The sequence below is a fragment of the Actinomycetota bacterium genome (genome assembly GCA_013152275.1).
Classification (GTDB): Bacteria; Actinomycetota; Acidimicrobiia; order Spongiisociales; family UBA4744; genus BMS3Bbin01.
Genome location: JAADGS010000012.1, coordinates 1 through 21,725, shown reverse-complemented (window position 1 = coordinate 21,725; position 21,725 = coordinate 1). Strand labels below are relative to the sequence as shown.

Genomic DNA, 21,725 nt, shown 5'->3' with positions numbered 1-21,725 from the left:
GTTCGCCGGCGATGTCGCACCGGATTGTGTGGAGGCCGTTGGCCAGTTCTGGGTCGGGCCTGGCCTGCTCGAACCAGAGTGCGTGCGCCGACCGATGCGTCTCGGCCAAACGGTCCTCGGTTCCTCATACGCCCTACAACTGCGGGTGTCGCTCTGCCCACTGGAAGCGGTCGATGGTGCCGTCCATGTCCCGACCTGTCACCGAGGGGCCGAGCGTTTCGAGGGCCCTACGTACCCTCCATGCCGGTTCCGGATACTCGACGAGTGTGTCTGGCCAATCGAGCAAGGCATCGTTGATCTGCGCCATCAGGGTTCCAAAGACCAGGCATCACGTTGCTCTTCATCGGGGCCTCCATCAGGGCTACGCGGACGAGGAGCGCATGATGACGGCGAGGGTGGCCCGAAGTCGTTGCAGGGGTCGTCCTCGGACCGGCGGCGCTCTCCGTCGCTGTTGATCCAACGGAGGTTGTGGGCGGTTCCGGTGGGCCTGCGGCAGCGGGTCGAGTGACTCCGGCCCAGAGTGTCTGAGGAGGGCCGGCCGTGGTGGATCGTCGTTGTGCGGTGCTGGGGAACGTGGCAGGCTGTGGTGATGGAGTCGTTGCCGCCGGATCCCGAACATGCGGCGTTCGTCGAACAGGCTCGACAGCGGATGCGCCGACAGCGTGACGAGCTGTTCGCGTTGCCTGTGTTCCCCGTGTTCGAGCTGGTGACACCGGAGCCGGCCGCCAGAGCGCTGGCAGACTCCCACCAGGCGGATGGGGAATGGGTGTCGATCTCGCTCGTGTATGGCGATGCGGTCGCGTCCGGGGGCCCATGGGTCGGTGTAACGACTTCGGTCGGAGAGCCCCCGGGGCCGGCAGAGGTGTTGGCCGATGAGCGAGACCGGTTGTTCGACCACGCCGGGGTGAACGAACCCGATCCTGAGCGGGCCGATGAGGTGGCAGTGGTGGTGCTGATCGTTGATGGCGTGGAGCTGGATGCGCTTCTGCGGAGGGAGGGGGTGCTGTGGGCGTTGCAGGCCGAGGTCCGATCGGACACGGAGCGGCGTTCTGTGACGGTCACGGTCGTCGGGCGGGGTGTGTCGAGTGCGGGGATAGCGTTGCGAAGAGTCGAGGATCTGGTCCCCTATTGGGAAGGGCGGGCGGAGTTGCTGTCCGCTCTGGCCGCCGCCCACCCCTATGAGCGACCCGAGGAGCTGGACCTACCACCGGCCGTGGGGCTGGAGGCGCCCCGGGCACTTGTGGAGGCAGTACTTGTCGAGGGAGCCTGGCTGACCGGCGAGCTTCGCCGGGGGCGACCGCCCAGCCCGCGTCGCCACCCCGTGGTCGACATGGGTCGTCTGTGGGAGGCCTCCATCCGAGCCCAGATGCAGCTTGCCCGTCAACCTCGAGAGCGAGCGAGACAGTCGGGTACCGCCATGGTGAACCAACTCGCTTCTCTCGCCGAGAAGACAGAGTGGTTCAGCGACGTGGCATTGAGACAAGCGGCCATCGATGAGACCCTCGCCTACTGGGTTCTGGGGCGAGAGGTATCCAGCGGATCGACCCAGCGTGCGTGGCAGCGGCTATGGGAAGCCAAGCAACGACCACCGCCAGTCACCGGTGACACCCCTGGCATCAATGACTTGGCCACCTTCCGGGCGCACTCGGAGACGGTCGGCGCACTCGAACGAACATGGCTTCAAGCCTGGCAACGGTGGGCAGACACGTTTCGCGGGTAGAGCCTCCGCAGCGCCCGAGAGCAACGTGCAATCATGCCGCCGTGGACGCATACCCCGGCCTTGTCGGTCGCCTTCCTCGTCGGGTCGCTTCGGTGCCCAGGATGTCACCGTTCGGAACGCGACCGTCGAGCCTGGATCGTTTTCCGGCCGGCGCGGATGACGTTTGCCCGAGGTGCCACGCGGACATGGCGGCACCGAGATCGCTCGATCGCACCGGGTTTCGGCAGGATCTCTGCCGGTACTCGATGCTCCCGTCCGGACTCATCGAAGATCATTCGTCATCCGGTTGACAGAACGGCATCCGGCCGAATTCGCGGAGGTGTGCAAGGTCGAGCGCGCACCGAAGGCACGCACCGGGGCACCCGGCGTTCACCTCGCGTCCCTATTAGAGTGCCCATGAAACCTGCGCCCGTTCAGGGTGCGGATCGGTTGACGGCCTGGATGCGTGTGATGGAGCCACTGCGGGTGTACCTGTTCGGGGGCTTCTTCATGGAACGTGCCGGCAAGGCGTTGCCGCCCATCGCATCGCGTGTCGGACGGTCGCTGTTCGCTCACCTGGTGATGCATCGAGGGCGGCCCCTGCAGCGTGACTTGCTGGCCGGTTCCTTCTGGCCCGACCTTCCCGAGGGGCGGGCTCGACGCCGCCTCAGCCATACCCTGTGGCAGATTCAGGATACGGTAAGCGATGGTTCGGCTTCACATTTGGCGACCACCGCAGACACTCTCGCGTTCGACACCACCGCACCGTACTGGTTGGATGTCGAGGAGTTCGATCACCTCTTCGATTCGCTGGAGATCTCCCGCCGTGACACCCAGCTCGGGCGCGCCGGCGACGCTGCCGCCCTGCGTGCCTGTGTGGAGCTGTATCGAGGCGACTTCCTGGCCGGGTTCTTCGACAACTGGGTGGTGGTCGAACAGGATCACTACCGCCAACGCTACCTGGTGGCTCTCAGCCGTCTGGTCGAGGTGACCAAGGCCCAGGGCGCCTATGAGGAGGCGTTGGCGCACGCGCGGCGACTCACCCACCACGATCCGCTCAGAGAAGAGGCGCACCAGGAGGTCATGCGACTCTGCTTCTTGCTGGGGCGGACCAGCGACGCCGTCCAGCAGTTTGAACGGTGCCGGTCGGTGTTGGCCGAGGAGTTGGGCACGGAGCCTTCCGAGCCCACCGTCGAGCTGTACCGGCGCATCCTCCGGCAGCGGCGTGCTGCAATCCGGCCGTTGCAGGGGGAAGAGCGCGCGACGCTTCTGGGGAGCCGGTCCGGCATCCCCTTTGTGGGTCGGGAAGAGGAACGGCGTAGCCTCATCGGCCACTTGGAACGGGTGTTGGCCGGGCCGGGTGGAGTTGTGCTGGTGGAAGGGGAACCCGGAATAGGTAAGACCCGGCTGGCGCTGGAGGCGGCGGACGCTGCCCGCTGGCGTGGATTCGAGGTCAGCTGGGGAACCTGCGTGCAGGGGACGTTGCGTCCGTTCGGCCCGCTCGTCGAGGTGTTGGAGTCGATCAGTCCATTGCGGGCCGAACAGCTCTCTGAGCAACTCAAACCGGTCTGGTTGACCGAGGCGATGCGGCTCGCTCCCCGTCTCGGTAAGCGGAACGTCCTGCCATCCACGTCTACTCCGCTTCGCCCGGCGGAGGAGTCGACACGGATGCAGGAGGCGCTCGTGTTGACACTTGGCGCGTTGGGCAGGATCGCTCCTCACCTCGTGATCGTCGACGACGTGCACTGGGCCGACCAGGACACGCTTGGTGTCCTCACCCAGCTCGGGCCCCGGCTTGCCGAGTCCCGAATCCTCTTGTTGCTGCTCTATCGAAGCGAAGAGGGTCGGGGCGATCCGGAAGTGTGGGATGTGCTTCGTGACCTGGATCGTGTCGCCGGTCTTGGTCGGGTTGTGCTGTCTCCCTTGTCGGTGTTCGAATTGGGCGACATGGTCAAGGCCATTCTGGGTTTGACCAGTATGGAACCGATGGTGGCGGCCCGCCTGCATCGTCGGACCGGAGGAAATGTTCTCTTCACGTTGGAGACTCTGTTGGCTCTGCGCGATCAGGGTCTGTTCGAAGTCGGCGGTGATCCGGGCGGAGTACTCGAGCGGGAACTCGCCGGTCGGACCATTGCAGTCGCTCCTCGGGTCAGGTCGGTGATCGACGCCCGCACATCCTTGCTCGGTGAGCACGCCCATGCCGTGTTCAAGGTCGCCGCCGTGTGCGGCGGCGCGGTCGATCTGGCGATGCTGGCAGCTGTTGTCGGACTCCCACGGGCGTCCGTCTTGGACGCCATGGACGATCTCATACATCGTGGTCTCATCCGAGAGGAAGGCGACAGCCGCTACCGGGTATCCCACGATCTGGTGCGCGAGGTCGTCTACGAGAGCCTCGACGAGGGCCACAGGGTGGAGCTGCACCGGCGTGTGGCGGCGGCGCTGGTCGACATCGACGCAGAAGACGTCGACGCCATCGGCTACCACTATTGGGAGGGTGGGATCCCCGAGCGGGCCGCCCACTTCCTGCTCGAAGCAGGTATTCGGGCCGAAGAGCTCCACGCCTTTGCGACTGCCCGGCAGCACTTTCAGGCGGCCCAGGAAGCGGCCGCGTACGCGAAGTGGTTGCCGGGGGACCGATATCGGTTGGCGGGACATCTCGAGACCGTTCTCAGTGTGCTGGGGCGTCGAAACGAACAGGCCGAAGTGATCGAGGGGATGGCGAGACTGGTCGAGGAGAGGCCTTCGCTGCGAGGCGACCTCGAGCGACGCAGGGCCTGGCTTCTCGCTCACACCGGGCGCTTCGCCGAGGCCGAGAAGTCGGCGCGACAGTCGGTGGATGCGGAGCGTCGTCGGGGAGATCGAGGCGCGTTGGCGGCGGCTCTCGTGGCGCTTGGCACGTGCCAACGTTGGTCGGGGCATCCCCTGGAGGCGGTATCCCAGCTCGAGGCGGCAGTGGTGGCGGCGAGGGGCGACGACCAGAGACGAGCCGAAGCTCACATCGAGTTGGGCAGCACGTTGGTGGAAGTGCAACGGTCCACCGAGGCACTCCCTCACCTGGAACGTGCGCTCGCTCTTTTCGAAAAGTCGAGCGATCTGCGCGGAGAGGCAGAGGTGTTCGGCAGCAAGGCGCGGGCGCTTCGCCAGCTGGGAGACACCGACGGGTCTCTCGTCCATTACGGGCGGGCAATCGAGATCTGCCAGAAGATCGGCTACCGGCACGGGGAGGGAGTCAATTGGGTGAATCAGAGCAACCTCCACTACTTCCTCGGCCAGGTGGCCGGCGCCCTCTCCGGGTATGAGCAAGCGGCGCGCATCTTCGCCGAACTCGGCGACCTTCGGGGGGAGGCGATGGTCCGCGTCAACGCCGCCTCGGTCCGCCAGAGCCTCCTCGGTGACTGCCGACGGGCCACGGCAGACGCTCAGAGGGCGATGACCCATTTCCTGAATATCGGGGATCGGGCCCGCCAAGCACAGTGCATGGAGGTCCTGGCGGGGGTTGCTCTCCTCCAGGACCGACCCGACGAGGCCGAGCGGCTGCTCGAAGAGAGCTACCTGACCCTCACCGGGACCGGCAACCGCTTCCTCGAAGGCCAACACCTCCGCTCTCTTGCCCTCCTTCACTTGGCCACAGGCAATCACCAGGATGCTCTTGTCGCTCTCGATCGGGCGGACCGGATATGCGTCGAGACAGGACTCGTGTCCCTGGCAGTTGAGCTGCTCTCGATTCGCGGGGCCACGCTACTGGCCGGCGGGCATGTGCAGGAAGCCTTTGCCGTCACTCGTCAAGCGGTCGAGCAGCTCGTGCCGGGGGTTGAGCGTGTCCACTTGATCCATCACCGTCATGCCGTTGCCGCAAGGGCTGCCGGACAACGTCAAGAGGCCCGTCGTGCTGCAGCAGAGGCATATCGGCTGCTCAATGCAACTCTTCAAGGACTTCCGGCCGAAGATCGTGAGGGCGCCTTGGAGCGGGTTGCCGAGCACCGGGAGATCGTGGCGGCGTGGAACCAGTATTCCCCACACACCGTCGAGGTGCTGCTCCCGGCAGCCGGGACGCCGATCGGGCGGGCTCTGGCCGACGACGAATTGCGGCAAGTTACCTGGACGGTCACGGACCCCGAGGACGAACAGGTGTCTTCTCCCATCGACCGCCGCCGTAGACGGCTGTGGCGGCTGATGACCGAGGCCGGTGACCAAGGTGCCGTGCCCTCGATCGACCAGTTGGCCGGAGTGTTGAACGTAAGCGCTTCAACGGTGGGCCGTGACCTGGTCGCGCTGCGCAACGCAGGCCACCGCCTCGCCACTCGGGGGCAAAAGCCGCGCGCATCATGACGGAAGGTTTGGTCGGCCGGCACCGGCGCGTGAGATATCTGAGAGACGGGCTTTCCGCATACTCGACGCTGAAACAGCAGTCGGGCTCAAGGAGGTCCCTCAATGCGCCGTCGTATCATCGTGCTCGTTCTGACGCTGGCAAGCGTCCTCGTCACCGCTCTTCCCGCTTTGGCGTCGATCAGCGACATGAGCTGATCCGACATCCGGTAACACCGTGAACTGAGAAAGCGAGTCGGCAGCTCTCCGCCGTCTCCGGGTGATCCGGCCACGCAGCGTTCGGCTCGAGCCAGGAAGTCTGTTGAGTGATGCTGGTGCCTGGTACTTCATATCGCTCGCAATCTCAGGTCGACCCAGGACCGTGGGGGGTGCTTGACGGCTGCTGCTATCGGCTGTGAAAGGTCGACAGACGCAATGGGTCGATTCGGATCACCCGGCCCAATCCGGCGGGAACTGTCGGATTGGGCTGTGGTGATGACGGGGTGGCCGGCGTGAGCCGCGAGGTGGCCGGGTGGCGTGGGCAGGGCGCTCATCCAAGATGTAATGGGGGTGCAGTGGATCAGATGGAATAAGGAAGAGTCCATATGGTGGTATTCCCTTGATCGAAAGCCGAATTCCACGATGGCAGACGTGGTTTGAGAGTTTTGACCCGGTTGGACCGATTGTCACGGTCCATGTGCTTGTGCTCGCCATGTTTGGTGATGTGCTGCACCCGGTCGGTACGCTGATCGTTGCCGGCATTCTGCTGCTCTGGCGAACGGGGTTGGACACTCTCGCCGATCGGATCGCGTTGGTTCGTAAAGGCGGCGTGTATCTGATCCGTGGTGTGGGCTCGCTGGTGCTGGTGGGTGTGATCGTTGCGCTGGACGGGGGCACCGAGAGCCCGTTCTTCTTCGCAATGCTGATCGTGGTTGTTTGGGAGGCGGTGACCAGCCCGCTTCGACGGATCATCTGGATGGCGGTTGCCGCCGTGGTGGTGTATCTGGGTGTGATCGCGGGCGCCAACGATGTGACCGTCACCAGCGTGGTTCGGTTGGGTGTGTTCCTGGCATTCATCGGGTTGCTGATCTGGGGGCGGGCCTTGTCCGAGTACTGGCAGAGGGAGTCGACTCGGGCGAGGACGCTTGCGGCCGGGATCGCCGAGGAGGCCCCGATCGGTTTCGCCTTGTACGACGGAGACTCGCTGCGTTGCCTGTTCGCCAACGAGACGGCCCGGCGTTTCGGACTCGCCGACACCGAACATACGACGATCGCTCGCTTTGGCGGGTCGGCGGTCCCCGGCCAGCGATTGGGAGAGGTGCTCGCGGGAATGGTGACCTCAGGCGAGCCGGGGCCGCCATCGCTCTACGTGGTGCCTTCGACCACCGGCAGGGAGACGTTCCTGCGGATCGGAGCGTCGTTGCATCGGGAGATGAACGATCCGGCCCTGCTGATGGTCTACGCCGAGGACGTAACCAGTCAGGTGTTGGCGGGTGAGCAGCACCGGCGGTTCATGGAGTCGGCCAATCACCAGTTCAGGACCCCATTGTCGCCGATCGTGGGGTATTCGGAGTTGATCGCCAAGGGGGAGTTGGAGGGCGAAGACCTGCGGGAGGCCGCTGTGGCGATTCGGGATGCAGGCGCTCGGATCGAGCAACTCTTGGACCGGATCAGCTCGGTGTTACGGCTGCAGCGAGGACCTCAGCGGTCCGTGGTGGCGGTCACGATCGGAGAGCTGATCGACAGCTACCTGCTTGGTGCCAGACCCGGTCTGGAGTCGCTGGTGACGGTGGAAGGGGAGCGAAGTCTGGTGGTCCGTTGTGATCCCCTTCCACTCACGATCGCCCTCTACGAACTCATCGAGAACAGCCGAAGATACGGCACACCGCCCGTCACCATCTCGGTTCGATCGATCCCCGCCGGCGTCTGCCTGCGCGTCTGTGATCTGGGTCCGGGACCCGATATCGACTCGAGGACACCCCTCGGCCAAGCGTGGAGCCTTCTCGCCCATTCCGAGGTGATGCCACCGGAGATGGGCGACCGACTCGGCATCACCTATGCCCACACTCTGACGGTCGCGGCGGGAGGTTCGCTCCGATTCGAACGGGCCAAGGCGAGTTGGGCGTTCGCCATCGATCTACCGATCGGCCGCTCGAGCAGCGTTGCCGGCGAGCGACGGCAGGAATAGGCACCGCCGGCCTCCTCGCGGAACGCGAGTGCGAAGCCGAGGCGGTGGACTGGGCGCCGTGGCGGGCCGTTGGTACGCTCGCGTGGTGGACCTTCACAAGCGAGATGCGGCGTTGCGGGCGGATATCCGGCGGCTGGGGAACCAGCTGGGGGATTCGCTGGTGCGTCAGGAGGGCCCTGATCTGCTCGACCTCGTCGAGGACGTGCGGGCGATCACCAGGAGACTGCGGGACACGGAGACGGCCGGGCGCGACGACGCTCTCGATGTGCTGCTCGGCGGTCTTGATCTGGCGACCCTGAGCACGCTGGTGAGGGCATTCACCGCCTATTTCTATCTCGCCAACGTTGCCGAGCAGACACACCGGTTGGACGAGCTGGCGGCTCGCACCCGACGGCAGCGCGGCTGGTTGGAGAGCACGGTCGACCAGGTCGACGCTGCCGGGTTGGACAGAGCCGACGTCGAGCGGATGCTGGAACGGCTCGAACTGCGTCCCGTGTTCACGGCTCACCCGACCGAGGCGTCGCGACGTTCGATCCTCACCAAGCTCAACACCGTCGCCAAACTGCTCGACGAGCGTCTCGATACGCGGGCCACGGAGGCCGACAAGCGTCGAATCGACCGGCGTCTCGCCGAGCTGATCGACCTCATCTGGCAGACGGACGAGCTTCGCCGGGATCGTCCAGATCCCAGAGACGAAGCAGCGTCGGTGATCTACTACCTCGACGAGCTGTTCCGGGGGGCTGTGCCGGAGGTCCTCGACGGGTACGCCACCGAGATGAGGCGTCTGGGGATCGACGTCGCGATCGATCGCACGCCGATCCGATTCGGCACGTGGGTGGGCGGCGACCGGGATGGGAACCCATTCGTGACGGCGGCAGTCACGGGTGACGTATTGGCCGCTCAGCATGACCACGCGATGCGTAACCTGATCGGTGCAGTTGAGGCGCTGGCCACGGATCTGTCGACGTCGTCGAGGATCCGGGATGTGAGCGACGAGTTGCGTGCGAGCCTCGAGGTGGACCGGTCGCTGCTGCCGCGAGTGCATGAGCGGTTCGGTGTCCTCAACGCGGAGGAGCCGTATCGGCTCAAGTTGGCCTACATCCATCAGCGGCTCGTCAACACCCGTGAGCGTATGACATCGGGTTCCCGCCATGTTCCTGGCAGGGGGTATTCCACTATCGGTGAAGTCCTCGAGGAACTCGCCGTGCTCCACCGGTCGCTGGTCGCGAACCGTGGTGGTCTGGTCGCTGCAGGCATGGTCGCCCGGGTGACACGTACGGCGGCGACGTTCGGGTTTCATCTGGCGACGATGGACATCCGGCAGCTCGCAGCGAAACACCATGAGGCGATCGCCGAGTTGTTCGACCGTCTCGGTACTCCCTATCGGGTGCTCGATGCCGCCGGTCGAGCCGAGAAACTGGCCGTGGAGTTGGATGGTCGGCGGCCGTTGACCACGACCGCGGCGGCGGTGAGTGAGGAGACGGCCGCCACCCTCGACGTGTTCCGAACGATCAGGCATGTCAAGGACCGGTACGGCTCCGACCTCATCGAGAGCTACATCATCTCGATGACACGGGACGTCGACGATGTCCTTGCGGCCGCCGTCTTGGCTCGTGAAGTGGGACTCATCGACGTCCCGGGACATGTTGCCGAGCTCGGTTTCGTGCCGCTACTCGAAACCACCGAAGAGCTCCAGATGGCAGGCGACCTGTTCGACCGACTCCTGAGCGTCAAGCCATACCGTGAGATCGTTCGCCTTCGTGGCGACATTCAAGAGGTGATGCTCGGTTATTCGGATTCGAACAAGGCCGGTGGCATCACCACATCGCAGTGGGAGATCTACAAGGCGCAGCAACGGCTGCGGGACATCGCCAGAAAACATGGTGTCGTGCTGCGGTTGTTCCACGGACGCGGCGGCACCATCGGTCGGGGTGGTGGACCGACGCACGAAGCGATCCTCGCCCAGCCGTACGGGACCGTCGACGGGCCGATCAAGATCACCGAACAAGGTGAGGTGATCGCCGACAAGTACGGCCTTCCCGAGCTTGCCGCCCGAAACCTCGAGCTGGCGCTGTCGGCGGTCATCGAAGCGTCGCTGCTCCATCAGTCGCCTCGTCAACCCGAGGAGCAGCTCGTTCGATGGCATGACACGATGGATGTGGTGAGCGATGCTGCGTATGCGGCCTATCGAGATCTGATCGAGAGTCCGGATCTCGTCGAGTATTTCCTTTCTGCGACGCCGGTCGACGAGTTGGGGGCGCTCAATATCGGTTCACGTCCGTCGCGGCGTCCCAATGGCGCCGGGTCGCTCGACGATCTCAGGGCGATCCCCTGGGTGTTCGGTTGGACACAGTCGCGTCAGATCATCCCAGGATGGTTTGGGGTTGGGTCGGGACTCGCTGCCGCGCGTCGTGCGGGACATGGGGCGGCGATCAGCGAGATGTTTGCACATTGGTCCTTCTTTCGAACCTTCATATCAAATGTCGAGATGACGCTCGCCAAGACGGATCTTGGGATCGCTCAACGGTACGTGCAGGCTCTCGTCCCGGCAGACCATCGCCACCTCTTCGACACGATCGAAGCGGAATACCACCGGACGATCGACGAGATTCTCGCCATCACGAACGAACCGACACTGCTCGAGGCCAACCCCGTCCTTCAACGTACGCTGCGGGTCAGAGACACCTATCTGCAACCCCTCCACCACCTCCAGGTCAACCTGCTCGCGCGTTCACGGAACACAGATCGCGACGACCCACTTCTGCAACGAGCACTGCTCTTGACGGTCAACGGTATCGCAGCCGGTCTTCGCAACACCGGATGACCCGACTTCGATCGCAAGCCCCTCGATGCCCCTCGGCGAGGGGGCCATCAGCCGTGCCGATGCGGATGAAATAACCCCCGGCATCGCCTGAAGCCATGCGACCGCTTGCTCCCGGCCCGATCGCCCAGTACGGTTACGGCTTCAATGAGTATGAGAAACACCTGTTCAGTCCAGCAGTGGTGGTGGTCGTCCCGATAAGAGGTGGCGATACCAAACCTGTCTGAACACAGAACACACCAGCCCACCTCGGAGGAACGTGAGGTGGGTTTCCTGATGCAGCAAACACTCCTCACATCGCAAAGGATTGAGGAGACATGCAGACACCATTCGACATCGCAGCCGACCTGCACACACCGGTCTCGGCGTATCTGCGGTTGGAGCCGTTGGGCCCCCGCTACCTACTCGAGAGCGTGGAGGGGGGACATCAAGGTCGGTATTCGTTCATCGGCTTCGGTGAGACCCTGCATGTCGCCATCGACCGGGAGGGTGTGAGCGTCGGCGGTGAGCTCGTGTCGCGCGAACCGCTCGACGGTCTGAGAATCGCGCTCGAGAGAGCACCGCAGTGCGGTCCCTTCATGCCGGATCAGCCCTTCTCCGGCGGTCTCGTCGGTGTCGCCGCGTTCGACCTGGTTCGACGTTTCTATCCGTTACCGCCGGCACCGCACCTCTCGATGCATCCCGAAGGTGCCTATATGGCGACCGAGTCGATCCTGGTCTTCGACCACCTGACCCGGCGCATCGCACTTCTCCATGCCGGGGCGGAATCCGACCGGGCTGCACTCCGCAGGGAAGTGATCAGGATTCTGCGTGGCCCCGTCGAGGTGCGCAACGGCTCGAGAAGCCACGAGCCGCCGGTGCTGAGCATGTCGAGGGATCAGTTCATCTCGGGCGTCGGGACGGTGAAACGGCACATCACCGCCGGGGACGTCTATCAACTGGTCCTTTCGATCAACTTCGCGGGCAGGACATCTCTCGAGCCTTTTGCCGCATATCGGGCACTCCGCCTGCTGAATCCGTCCCCGTACATGTACTTCGTCGACTTCGAGGATCTCCAAGTGGTCGGCTCATCCCCGGAGGCACTCGCCAAACTCAGCGGCACGAGAGCCGAGCTTCGGCCGATCGCCGGCACTCGCCCGCGAGGCGACGGCGACGAGCACGACAAGCTCCTGGAGCGTCAGCTCCTGGCCGACCCGAAGGAGGCCGCCGAGCATGTGATGCTCGTGGATCTGGCGCGCAACGATCTCGGCCGCACGGCGGTGGCCGGGTCGGTCAAGGTCGATCCGTACCGCACCGTCGAGCGCTACAGCCACGTCATGCACATGGTGAGCGGAGTCACCGGCGAGATGCGTCCCGGCCTCGACGCTCTGGATCTCTTCCGTGCCACGTTCCCTGCAGGAACGGTGTCGGGAGCGCCAAAGCTGCGGGCCATCGAGCTGATCGATGATCTCGAACCGGTGTCCCGGGGTCTCTACTCCGGTTCCGTGGGGTACTTCGGCCATGGCGGCTCGATGGACCAGGCCATCACGATCCGCACGATGGTCTTCGGAGAGGGCGGATACAGCTACCAGGCGGGTGCGGGGATCGTTGCCGACAGCGACCCGGCGCGTGAATACGAAGAAGTCCTGTCCAAAGCGGCAGCGCTCGGAGCAGCCTTCGCACTGGCAAAGGAGGGCCTATGAATCGCCACGTACTGATGATCGACAACTATGACTCATTCACCTACAACCTGGTTCAAGCCTTCATGACCTTGGGCGCCGAGGTGAGCGTCAGGACCAATGACCAGATCACGGTGGACGGCGCGATGGCTCTCGAGCCCAGTCACGTGGTCGTCTCGCCGGGACCAGGCCGACCGGAGGGCGCCGGTGTCTCGATGGCCATCATCGAGGCCTTCGCCGAGCGGATCCCCATCCTGGGTGTGTGCCTTGGTCATCAGGCGGTGGCCGCCGTGTTCGGAAGCACGGTCGGTCCCGCGCAGACGCTCATGCATGGGAAGGCGTCGCCCGTGTATCACGACAGACGCACCATCTTCCAGGGACTTTCCAACCCGTTGCAGGCGGGGAGATACCACTCCCTGGCCGTGGCCGAAGAGGGTCTTGCTTCCGAGCTGATGATCTCGGCCTACACGTCGGAGGGAGAGATCATGGGCATCCGGCATCGGGAGTTGCCGATCGAGGGGGTCCAGTTCCACCCGGAGAGCGTGCTCACCCCGGCGGGTGACCGGCTTTTGCAGAACTTTCTCGATCTCGACCCGGTGAACGCCTCCGAGGCTCTCGCGGTGGTCTCGTCATGAGGGTGCTCATCGACAAAGTGCTCTCCGGCGTCGATCTCACCGAACGCGAGGCCCGCGTGATGCTCGGCCATCTGACCGACCCGGATCTGGACCCGGTTCTGGCCGCGGCCGCGCTCGCCGGCCTTCGAGCCAAAGGTGAGACGCCCGATGAGGTCAGGGCGTTCGCCCTCGGGCTGCGTGAGATCGCCATTCGCCCCGACATTCCTGTCGACGCTGCGGCGGTCGACATCGTCGGGACGGGCGGCGACGGGTCGGGGAGTCTCAATCTCTCCACCGGTTCGGCCTTGGTCGCCGCGGCAGCAGGCGTTCCGGTGATCAAACACGGGAATCGGTCGATCTCGAGCCGGAGTGGCAGCGCCGACGTGCTCGCCGCCCTCGGGATGAGTGTTCCCTGGGACGCGAAGGAGGCGGCACGCGTGTTCGGCGACACGGGCTTCACCTTCCTCTTCGCTCCTGCCTATCACCCTGCGATGAAGTCCATCGCACCGGTGCGAAGGGCTCTGGGAGTCCGAACGATCTTCAATCTCGCCGGACCGCTGGCCAATCCGGCGACACCACCGTTCGCCGTGATCGGCGCGTACAGTCTCGACGCCGCCCGGATGCTCGCAGCGACGCTGTCCGAGATGCCGATCGAACGGGCTTTTGTCGTGAACGGTGCGCTGAGCTGGGACGAGCCCACCCCGATGGGACCGTACTCCATGTTCGACGTGACCCCCGGCTCCGTTATCGACTCGGTGGAGGATCCGGCCGACTTCGGACTGCGACGATGCCTGGCCGAGGACCTGGCAGGCGGCGACCCCGCATTCAACGCCGGAGCGCTCCGCCGGGTTCTCGAGGGGGAGGACGGGCCCCACCGCGACGCCATCGTTCTGGGTGCGTCGCTCGCCCTTCGAGTGACCGGGCGCGATCAGGATCCGGTTCGAGCACTGGCGAGCGCGTCGGCCGCCATCGACGACGGGCGGGCGTCGGATCTCCTCGGCCGTCTCGGCGGGACGAACCATGTCTGACTTCCTCACCACGATGGCCGATTCCAGCCGCAGCCGGGCCGAAGCGGCGCGCCGCCGCTTCGGGGTGATGGGGCTGACCTCGCGCGCCGCGTCCGCCCGACCGGCTCGGCCTCTGATCCTGTCCCCAGATGGCTTCGATCTGATCGCCGAGACGAAGCTGACCAGCCCGGCCGACGGTCCGCTTCTCAGAGATGGCGACCCGCAGGGCGCCGTGGTGAAGCTCGCCCGGTCCTATGCAGAGGCCGGCGCCGTTGCCGTGTCGGTCTTGACGGAGCCGGAGCGCTTCGACGGCCACCTCGAGTACCTGGAGGCGGCGGCCTCGGCGGTGGACGTGCCGGTGCTCTGCAAAGACTTTCTGGTGGATCCGATCCAGGTGATCCAGGCTCGAGCGGCCGGCGCATCGGGGGTGCTACTCATCGCAAAGATGATGGATTCCTCCCTTCTGCAGGAGATGACGGCGATCGCCGACGAGTTCGGCATGTTCGCTCTCGTGGAGATCTTCGATGAGAGCGACCTCGAGGTGGCCTCGGCCGTGTTCGACGCCGGTGTCCTGGTCGGGGTGAACTCTCGAAACCTGAGCACGCTGGACGTCGACTCGACACGTCTGGCATCCCTGGCCCCGCTGCTTCCCGAGCACCTTCCCCGGGTCGCGGAGAGCGGTGTGAGAACTCTTGCAGATGCTGCGGCGGCTGCTCGCCTCGGATACCGGCTGGCTCTGGTCGGAACGGCGCTGGTGACCTCGGATGAGCCGGGCGTCGCCACCAGGGCCATGATCGCCGCCGGCCGGAATGCGATACGGGCGAGGTCGGTGTCATGAGAATCCACGTCAAGATCTGTGGCATCACCGACCTCCCTGGGGCGATCGCGGCGGCAGAAGCCGGCGCCGACTCGGTCGGGTTCGTGTTCGCGTCCTCCCTCCGGCAGGTCACACCGGAACAGGCAGTCCGACTTGCACCAGAGCTTCCAAGGAGCATCGATCGGGTGGCCGTGTTCCTTCGTCCGACGGCCGGCGAACTCGCGCGGGCGCTCGCTGTCTTCGATGCGGATGTCGTCCAGGCCGATCACGCGTATCTCGAGGATCTGGACGGCAGGCGGCTGCTGCCGGTGTTCCGGGAGTCGGAGCGTGTCCAGGCCGAACTCGACACGTACCTGGGGAGCTCGACCGATTGCAGGCTCGTCTACGAGGGGCGCCGCAGCGGTGCGGGGCGTACGGTCGACTGGACCCGTGCCTTCGGCGTCGCCCGTCGGGGCCGGGTGACGCTGGCAGGAGGTCTCGATCCCGACAATGTCGGCGAGGCCATCAGGACGGTTCACCCTTTTGGTGTCGATGTCAGTAGTGGTGTGGAGTCCGAGCCCGGTGTGAAGGACCCGGGCCGGATCCGAGCGTTTGTTGAAGCGGTCCGAGAGACCGAGAAAGGATTGGTGGGAACATGACCGACACGGCTGCTTCGCTCCTGGACCGATTGGTCGAAGGGAGGCCACCACCACGAGGTCGGTTCGGACCGTATGGAGGAGCATTCGTTCCCGAGACGCTGATCGGAGTGCTGGAGAGGCTCGAGCGTCGCGCGGTGGAGCTGCTCGGCGATCCCACGTTTCTTGGCGAGTTGGAGAGGGAACAGCGTGACTTCATCGGACGTCCCACGGCGCTGACCCCCGCCCCGTCGCTCGGTGCGCGCTGGGGAGCGGAGGTCTATCTCAAGAGAGAGGATCTCTGTCACACGGGCGCCCACAAGATCAACAACGCATTGGGCCAGGCGCTCATTGCTCGTCGACTGGGTGTCGAACGAATCGTCGCCGAGACGGGAGCAGGGCAGCATGGTGTCGCCACCGCCGCCGCCGCCGCCAGGGTCGGACTTCCCTGCACCGTGTACATGGGGGTGATCGATGCCCGGCGTCAGAAACCCAATCTGGAGCGGATGAAACTGCTCGGCGCAGAGGTGATCCTCGTCGAGGCGGGCGACCAGACGCTGCGGGCGGCGATCGACGAGGCGATGCGCGCCTGGGTTGCCGACCCCGAAGGCACCTACTACCTGCTGGGGTCGGTCGTCGGTCCACATCCCTACCCGTGGATGGTGCGCGAGTTCCAGTCGGTCATCGGCAACGAGGCTCGGGCGCAACTGCTCGCCTCGGGGGTTGGGCTCCCCAGCGTGGCGGTTGCCTGTGTGGGAGGCGGATCGAACGCGATCGGGCTGTTCCGCGGTTTCGTGGGTGACGCAGAGGTGAAGTTGCTGGGGATCGAGGCTGCCGGACGAGGTCGTGCCGGTGATCCGCATTCGGCCACTCTCGGCGCCGGCAGCCCGGGCGTGCTGCACGGCGCCATGACACCACTCCTGCAGGATGGCGACGGTCAGATTCTCGAAACACACTCGATCGCTCCCGGCCTCGACTACCCGGGGGTCGGTCCCGAGCATGCCCTCTTGCGCGACCTGGGCCGGGCGAGATACGAGTCGGTGACCGACGACGAGGCCCTCGATGCGCTGCACGAGTGCAGCGCGGTGGAGGGGATTCTTCCCGCACTCGAGTCGGCGCACGCCCTTGCCGGTGCCCGGCGGTGGGCAAGGGATCACCAGGGTGGCCGGATCGTCATCGGCCTCTCGGGGCGGGGAGACAAGGATCTCCAACTTCTGACCGGGGAGGTTTCACATGTCTGAGTCGGTTGGTTCCAAGGCGATCTCAGACGCGATTCGGGGTTCTTCGGGTCCCGCCATCTGTGCCTACATAACGGCCGGCTACCCGACGCTGGAGTCCTTCCCGGACATCCTGGCGGCGGTGGCGCAGTCGGCCACCGTCGTGGAAATCGGGGTGCCGTTCACAGATCCGATGGCCGATGGGCTGACCATCCAGCAGGCGAGTCACGTCGCGCTGGGCAACGGAGTCACCCTGGAGTGGATCTTCGAACTGCTCGCAGATCGGCTGCAGAGTCTGGGCGCCCCTCATCTGCTGATGGGCTACTACAACCCCTTCCTGGCATTCGGTCTCGATCGGCTCGCATCGGCGATGATCGACACCCGCACGTCGGGTTTGATCGTCCCCGATCTTCCTTTGGAGGAGGACGCTCCGATCGTGGAGGTGTTGGAGCCCGTGGGTCTGGCCTTGGTCAAGCTCGTCACGCCCACCACATCTTCTGGGCGTCTCGCCCGGATTGCCACGACGAGTAGGGGATTCGTCTATGCGGTGACCAGGACCGCGGTCACCGGCGGCGAGGCCGTGCTGGGTGTCGAGGAGTTCGCGTATCTGGACCGGGTTCGGTCGGCGACGTCGCTGCCGGTGATGGCGGGGTTCGGCGTTCGCAGCCGGAGTCAGGTCGAAGCCCTGTCCGGCCACGTCGACGGGGTGATCGTGGGGAGCGCCCTGATCGACGCGATCGATAGGGGCGAGGATCCGGGTACATTCCTCGATGGGCTACGGGTCGAGGAGGAATCGGCGTGATCGTCGTTCTGGAGAGAAACTGCTCACTGAAGAACAAGGCCGCGGTGGTCCGTTTCATCGAACGTCAAGGGGCGAGGCCCTTGGTGACCGAGATCGGTGAGGAGACCCACATCGGGCTCATCGGCGGTGATGGGCCGGCTCTCACTGCAGATCTCGCCGAGATGCCCGGTGTGGCCGAGATCCGCGCCGTGGCGGCGCCGTACCCGCAAGTGTCCAGAGAGCATCACCCTGAGCCCTCGGAGATCAGGGTCGGGGATTTGCGAATCGGTGGAGACGAGGTCGTGGTGATGGCCGGACCGTGTTCGGTCGAGAGCAAGGAGCAGCTTTCCGCCGTGGGTGTGGCAGTGGCGCTTGCCGGAGCCCGGATGCTTCGAGGGGGCGCTTTCAAGCCGCGCAGCTCACCGTACAGCTTCCAGGGCCTCGGCGAGGAAGGGCTGGTGCTGTTGGCCCAAGCTCGCGAGGAGACGGGCCTGCCGGTCATCACCGAAGTGGTCGCCCCGGAAGACGTCGGGCTGGTTGGTCGCTACGCCGATATGCTCCAGATCGGTGCGCGGAACATGCAGAACTTCAGGTTGCTCTCCGAGGTTGGCGCACAGCCGCGTCCGGTCCTCCTCAAACGAGGTATCGCATCTACGATCGAAGAGGTTCTCTTGGCGGCCGAGTATGTCGTGGCGGCCGGGAATCCCGGAGTCGTCCTGTGCGAACGCGGGATCAGAACGTTCGAGACGGCCACGCGAAACACTCTCGATGTCAGTGCCGTGCCGGTGCTCAAACAACGGACCCACCTTCCCGTGATCGTGGACCCCAGCCATGCGGCCGGGGATCGGAGCCTGGTCCCGTATCTGGCCCGAGCGGCGGTGGCCGCGGGAGCCGACGGGGTCATCGTCGAGGTTCACAACGACCCGGATTCGGCACTCAGCGACGGCAAGCAGAGCCTGACCCTGGAGGGGTTCTCCTCGATGATGGACGAGCTGCGACGGATCGCTGCGGCCGTGGATCGTCACGTCTCGCCTCCCAAGGAGACGGTGATCGGAGAGAAGGCCGAGCGCTCTCTCGGTCGATCCTGAGTCCTTGCACCGGCCGAGTCGGTTGCCGGGACCGGCCCTGGTTCTGGAGCCGGGTGACTCGGCCCCGGTCTATGAGGGTGGGTCGCCCACACGGACATTCTGATGCCCGGATAGCCGGCTGGTGCGGTCATCCTGGTTTGGGAAGCGCTACGGTGCGCCCCGGCATGTAGCGACTCAGACCTCCTGTTCCATCGTTGGTTCCGTTTCCGGCTTGGAGGTTTGTTGATGTCGTCTCATGTTTCTTCGTTCCCGTTCGTTGATCTGTCCGGTCGTGTGGCGGTGGTCACCGGTGCCAATCACGGCATCGGTGGGGTCACCGCCTCTTGTCTGGCCGCCTGTGGGGCAGCAGTGCTCATCACCTATCTTCGTATCGAGGACGCGACTGATCCCGGGATCCCGGACACGTTTCGGCGCAACCGTGGTCGTGACGCAGAGCATGTTGTTCAAGCGATCGCCGACGGCGGCGATCGACAAACAGTTCTTGGTCGACGCTCGAGCCACGGCGCTGTTGATCTCGGAGTTTGCTCTGCGACATGCCCGTCACGGACTGTCGTGGGGGAGGATCATCGCGCTCACCTCGGGAGGCTCTCTCGGCTTCCCCGAGGAAGTTTCCTACGGTGCCGCCAAATCCGCCTTGGAGAACTACACGATGTCCGCTGCGTTCGAGCTCGCCGGCCGGGGTATCACCGCGAACGTCCTCTACCCGCCGGTCACCGACACCGGGTGGGTCACCGACCAGGTCCGCCGAGCCGTCGATGACAGCTCCGCGCTCATCCATATCGCTCAACCGGAGGAGGTTGCCGACGTTATCGCCTATCTCGTGTCCGACCATGCCCGACTCATCACCGGCAACATCATCCACCTGCGGTGAGACCAAGCGCAATCGGGCCGATCGCGGGCGGGTCTTTCCACCGGTTGACGACCCGGTCATCGCGCGGGATGCTCTGTCTCGCCTCGGAAGAGGAGGTCTGCGGTGGACGCTCGTGCGGCATCATGATCGGCGTCGTCGCCGGCCGGCACCGGTGTGCCTGGACGAGGGCGGTGAACGATTGTGGTGGCGAACCGAACTCGATGGAGTTGAAGCTCGGCCGTTAGCCTTCGATCCTGAGGAGTGACGCGAGCCGACTCATCCTTGCGACCGCAGCCGAGTGAAGAGATGGGGTGGTGTAGCGGTGTTCTCGGTCGGGTGATGGCAGGGCGCCGAGCCCGGTCCGGTGGCCGCCTGGGGATGGAGACGCCGGAAGGAGAATCATGACAGACTATTCGTATCTGTTCAGGGAGCACTACAGCACCTCGCTGCTGGCCGACGCTGCGTTCCGGGGCGGGATCGAGGTGGGACTGCCGTCGCCGGGACTGCGGCCTCTCGACCTGCATGGCAGGTTGGCCGGTCCGGCGATCACGGTCGAAGCGAACAACGACCTGGTTTCCATTCTGGAGGCGGTCCACCGAGCCGCTCCGAACGACGTTGTGGTGATCGCCAACCGTATGGCGGATGTGGCGCTGATCGGTGATCTGATCGGAACCGAGGCGGTTCGGAAAGGGCTGGCGGGGTTTGTGGTTGATGGACTGGTGCGAGACATCGTCGATCTCGTGGATCTGCGGGTCCCTGTCCATTGTCGAGGTTCCCACCCGGTGGGTCCGCTCAAGGTTCCGGCTCCCATGAAGGGCATCGGTGTCGTCGGGGAGCCTGTGTCGATCGGCGGAGTCGACGTCGCTCCGGGGATGTGGGTGTTCGGGGATGCGGACGGTCTGGTCGTCCTCGAGGCCGGTGACCTCGAAGCAGTCTTCGACCGTGCCGCGGTCGCCCTTCGACGGGAAGAGGCGCTGGCCCGTGAAATCGCCTCGGGGACTGCCCTGGGCGACGCGATGGAACTGGATTCGTTCCTCTCCAAACGCAGGAACGACCCCCGGTCCGACTTCAACACCCACCTGGCCGGTATCGGCCGAGCCATCTGACCAGCTCGCCAAGCCTGCCGATCCGAACAAGAATCGCCACCGCGTAGAGCCGTTGCCCTCATATGACGCGATACGAGAGTGGAGGCCTTCCCGCTCGTCGGTCTGGCACTCGACGTCTGTTGTGGGTCATAATGGGTTGGTTTTGTTGTACGAACGATGGAGATGATCGTATGGATCTGGAGAAGCTGCTGGGTGACGACGCCGAGGATCTGTTGACGCATGAATCGGAGGGCATTCCGAAGGAGAGCCTGGAGCTGCCCGGTCCCGACTTCGTCGACCGTGTGGTCGCGCAGACGGACCGGTCACCGCAGGTGCTGCGCAACATGCAGTCGTTGTATGACCATGGCAGGTTGGCGGGGACCGGGTACATCTCGATTCTGCCTGTCGACCAGGGGATCGAGCATTCGGCAGCGGCGTCGTTCGCTCCCAATCCTGCCTATTTCGACCCGAAGAACATCGTCGAGTTGGCGATCGAGGGTGGCTGTAATGCGGTGGCGAGTACGTTCGGTGTGCTTGGTGCCGTGTCGCGACGGTATGCGCACAAGATCCCGTTCATCGTCAAGATCAATCACAACGAGCTTCTCACCTATCCGGCCACTTATGACCAGGTGATGTTCGGATCGGTGGAGAAGGCTTTCGACCTCGGTGCCACCGCTGTCGGTGCCACGATCTACTTCGGTTCCCAAGAATCGATGCGTCAGCTGCAAGAGGTGTCCGAGGCGTTCGAGCTCGCTCATCAGCTCGGCATGTTCACGGTGTTGTGGTGCTATGTGCGCAACGGGGCGTTCACGGTGGATGGTACGAATTATGAGGCGTCGGCGGATCTGACCGGTCAGGCGAATCATATCGGTGTGACGATCGAGGCCGATATCATCAAGCAGAAGCAGCCTGAGTCCAATGGGGGTTACCTGGCTGTCGGTTTCGGTAAGACGCATCCCAGGGTGTATGAGGAGTTGACTA

Annotated in this window: 15 protein-coding genes and 1 pseudogene; 15 read left to right on the top strand and 1 reads right to left on the bottom strand. The window is 64.8% G+C overall.

The window, feature by feature from the left end; all coding sequences use genetic code 11:
• Positions 1-133: 133 nt before the first annotated feature.
• Positions 134-307: a hypothetical protein gene (locus GXP34_00790; protein NOY54507.1), complete on the bottom strand. Its 174-nt coding sequence runs from the start codon at positions 305-307 to the stop codon at positions 134-136.
• Between the two features lie 282 nt (positions 308-589).
• On the opposite strand from GXP34_00790, the gene GXP34_00785 reads away from it, so the two are divergent.
• From GXP34_00785 to GXP34_00715, 15 genes and pseudogenes are all read left to right on the top strand, one after another.
• Positions 590-1,720 carry a hypothetical protein gene (locus tag GXP34_00785; protein NOY54506.1) on the top strand — a complete coding sequence of 377 codons (1,131 nt, stop codon included), beginning with the start codon at positions 590-592 and terminating at the stop codon, positions 1,718-1,720.
• A 396-nt stretch (positions 1,721-2,116) separates the two neighbouring features.
• A complete protein-coding gene (locus GXP34_00780; protein ID NOY54505.1) occupies positions 2,117-6,028 on the top strand; it encodes a tetratricopeptide repeat protein in 3,912 nt (1,303 codons plus the stop codon).
• Between the two features lie 595 nt (positions 6,029-6,623).
• Positions 6,624-8,192, top strand: coding sequence for a HAMP domain-containing histidine kinase (locus tag GXP34_00775; GenBank protein NOY54504.1), 1,569 nt, complete (start codon positions 6,624-6,626; stop codon positions 8,190-8,192).
• 82 nt (positions 8,193-8,274) lie between these two features.
• Positions 8,275-11,016: a phosphoenolpyruvate carboxylase gene (gene ppc, locus GXP34_00770; GenBank protein ID NOY54503.1), complete on the top strand. Its 2,742-nt coding sequence runs from the start codon at positions 8,275-8,277 to the stop codon at positions 11,014-11,016.
• A gap of 314 nt (positions 11,017-11,330) precedes the next feature.
• Entirely contained in the window at positions 11,331-12,695 is a 1,365-nt protein-coding gene (locus GXP34_00765) for an anthranilate synthase component I family protein (GenBank protein NOY54502.1), read from the top strand.
• On the top strand, positions 12,692-13,306 hold the full coding sequence (locus GXP34_00760; protein ID NOY54501.1) for an aminodeoxychorismate/anthranilate synthase component II: 615 nt from the start codon (positions 12,692-12,694) through the stop codon (positions 13,304-13,306). The genes GXP34_00765 and GXP34_00760 overlap by 4 nt, the downstream gene beginning before the upstream one ends.
• Complete coding sequence (trpD, locus tag GXP34_00755) at positions 13,303-14,313, top strand: anthranilate phosphoribosyltransferase (protein NOY54500.1); 1,011 nt, start codon at positions 13,303-13,305, stop codon at positions 14,311-14,313. Before GXP34_00760 ends, trpD begins: the two co-directional genes overlap by 4 nt.
• Entirely contained in the window at positions 14,306-15,130 is an 825-nt protein-coding gene (locus tag GXP34_00750; protein NOY54499.1) for an indole-3-glycerol-phosphate synthase, read from the top strand. The genes trpD and GXP34_00750 overlap by 8 nt, the downstream gene beginning before the upstream one ends.
• Positions 15,127-15,747 carry a phosphoribosylanthranilate isomerase gene (locus tag GXP34_00745; protein NOY54498.1) on the top strand — a complete coding sequence of 207 codons (621 nt, stop codon included), beginning with the start codon at positions 15,127-15,129 and terminating at the stop codon, positions 15,745-15,747. Before GXP34_00750 ends, GXP34_00745 begins: the two co-directional genes overlap by 4 nt.
• The gene (gene trpB / locus GXP34_00740; GenBank protein ID NOY54497.1) at positions 15,744-16,964 is read left to right on the top strand and encodes a tryptophan synthase subunit beta; all 1,221 of its coding nucleotides are present in this window, start codon (positions 15,744-15,746) and stop codon (positions 16,962-16,964) included. Before GXP34_00745 ends, trpB begins: the two co-directional genes overlap by 4 nt.
• A complete protein-coding gene (locus GXP34_00735; GenBank protein ID NOY54496.1) occupies positions 16,957-17,742 on the top strand; it encodes a tryptophan synthase subunit alpha in 786 nt (261 codons plus the stop codon). Before trpB ends, GXP34_00735 begins: the two co-directional genes overlap by 8 nt.
• The gene (gene aroF / locus GXP34_00730) at positions 17,739-18,809 is read left to right on the top strand and encodes a 3-deoxy-7-phosphoheptulonate synthase (GenBank protein NOY54495.1); all 1,071 of its coding nucleotides are present in this window, start codon (positions 17,739-17,741) and stop codon (positions 18,807-18,809) included. Before GXP34_00735 ends, aroF begins: the two co-directional genes overlap by 4 nt.
• A gap of 225 nt (positions 18,810-19,034) precedes the next feature.
• Positions 19,035-19,680 (top strand): annotated as a pseudogene (locus tag GXP34_00725) (SDR family oxidoreductase).
• 380 nt (positions 19,681-20,060) lie between these two features.
• Positions 20,061-20,765 carry an RraA family protein gene (locus GXP34_00720; protein NOY54494.1) on the top strand — a complete coding sequence of 235 codons (705 nt, stop codon included), beginning with the start codon at positions 20,061-20,063 and terminating at the stop codon, positions 20,763-20,765.
• 170 nt (positions 20,766-20,935) lie between these two features.
• Positions 20,936-21,725: class I fructose-bisphosphate aldolase (locus GXP34_00715; GenBank protein ID NOY54493.1), on the top strand; the 790-nt coding region annotated here is incomplete at its 3' end.

What these genes read in the sequence shown, in the direction of transcription:
- GXP34_00790 (NOY54507.1), bottom strand. Translation starts at nt 307, where the DNA reads ATGGCGCAGATCAACGATGCCTTGCTCGATTGGCCAGACACACTCGTC.
- trpD (NOY54500.1), top strand. Translation starts at nt 13,303, where the DNA reads ATGAGGGTGCTCATCGACAAAGTGCTCTCCGGCGTCGATCTCACCGAA.
- GXP34_00735 (NOY54496.1), top strand. Translation starts at nt 16,957, where the DNA reads ATGTCTGAGTCGGTTGGTTCCAAGGCGATCTCAGACGCGATTCGGGGT.
- GXP34_00760 (NOY54501.1), top strand. Translation starts at nt 12,692, where the DNA reads ATGAATCGCCACGTACTGATGATCGACAACTATGACTCATTCACCTAC.
- GXP34_00745 (NOY54498.1), top strand. Translation starts at nt 15,127, where the DNA reads ATGAGAATCCACGTCAAGATCTGTGGCATCACCGACCTCCCTGGGGCG.
- GXP34_00785 (NOY54506.1), top strand. Translation starts at nt 590, where the DNA reads ATGGAGTCGTTGCCGCCGGATCCCGAACATGCGGCGTTCGTCGAACAG.
- trpB (NOY54497.1), top strand. Translation starts at nt 15,744, where the DNA reads ATGACCGACACGGCTGCTTCGCTCCTGGACCGATTGGTCGAAGGGAGG.
- GXP34_00720 (NOY54494.1), top strand. Translation starts at nt 20,061, where the DNA reads ATGACAGACTATTCGTATCTGTTCAGGGAGCACTACAGCACCTCGCTG.
- GXP34_00780 (NOY54505.1), top strand. Translation starts at nt 2,117, where the DNA reads ATGAAACCTGCGCCCGTTCAGGGTGCGGATCGGTTGACGGCCTGGATG.
- GXP34_00765 (NOY54502.1), top strand. Translation starts at nt 11,331, where the DNA reads ATGCAGACACCATTCGACATCGCAGCCGACCTGCACACACCGGTCTCG.
- GXP34_00750 (NOY54499.1), top strand. Translation starts at nt 14,306, where the DNA reads ATGTCTGACTTCCTCACCACGATGGCCGATTCCAGCCGCAGCCGGGCC.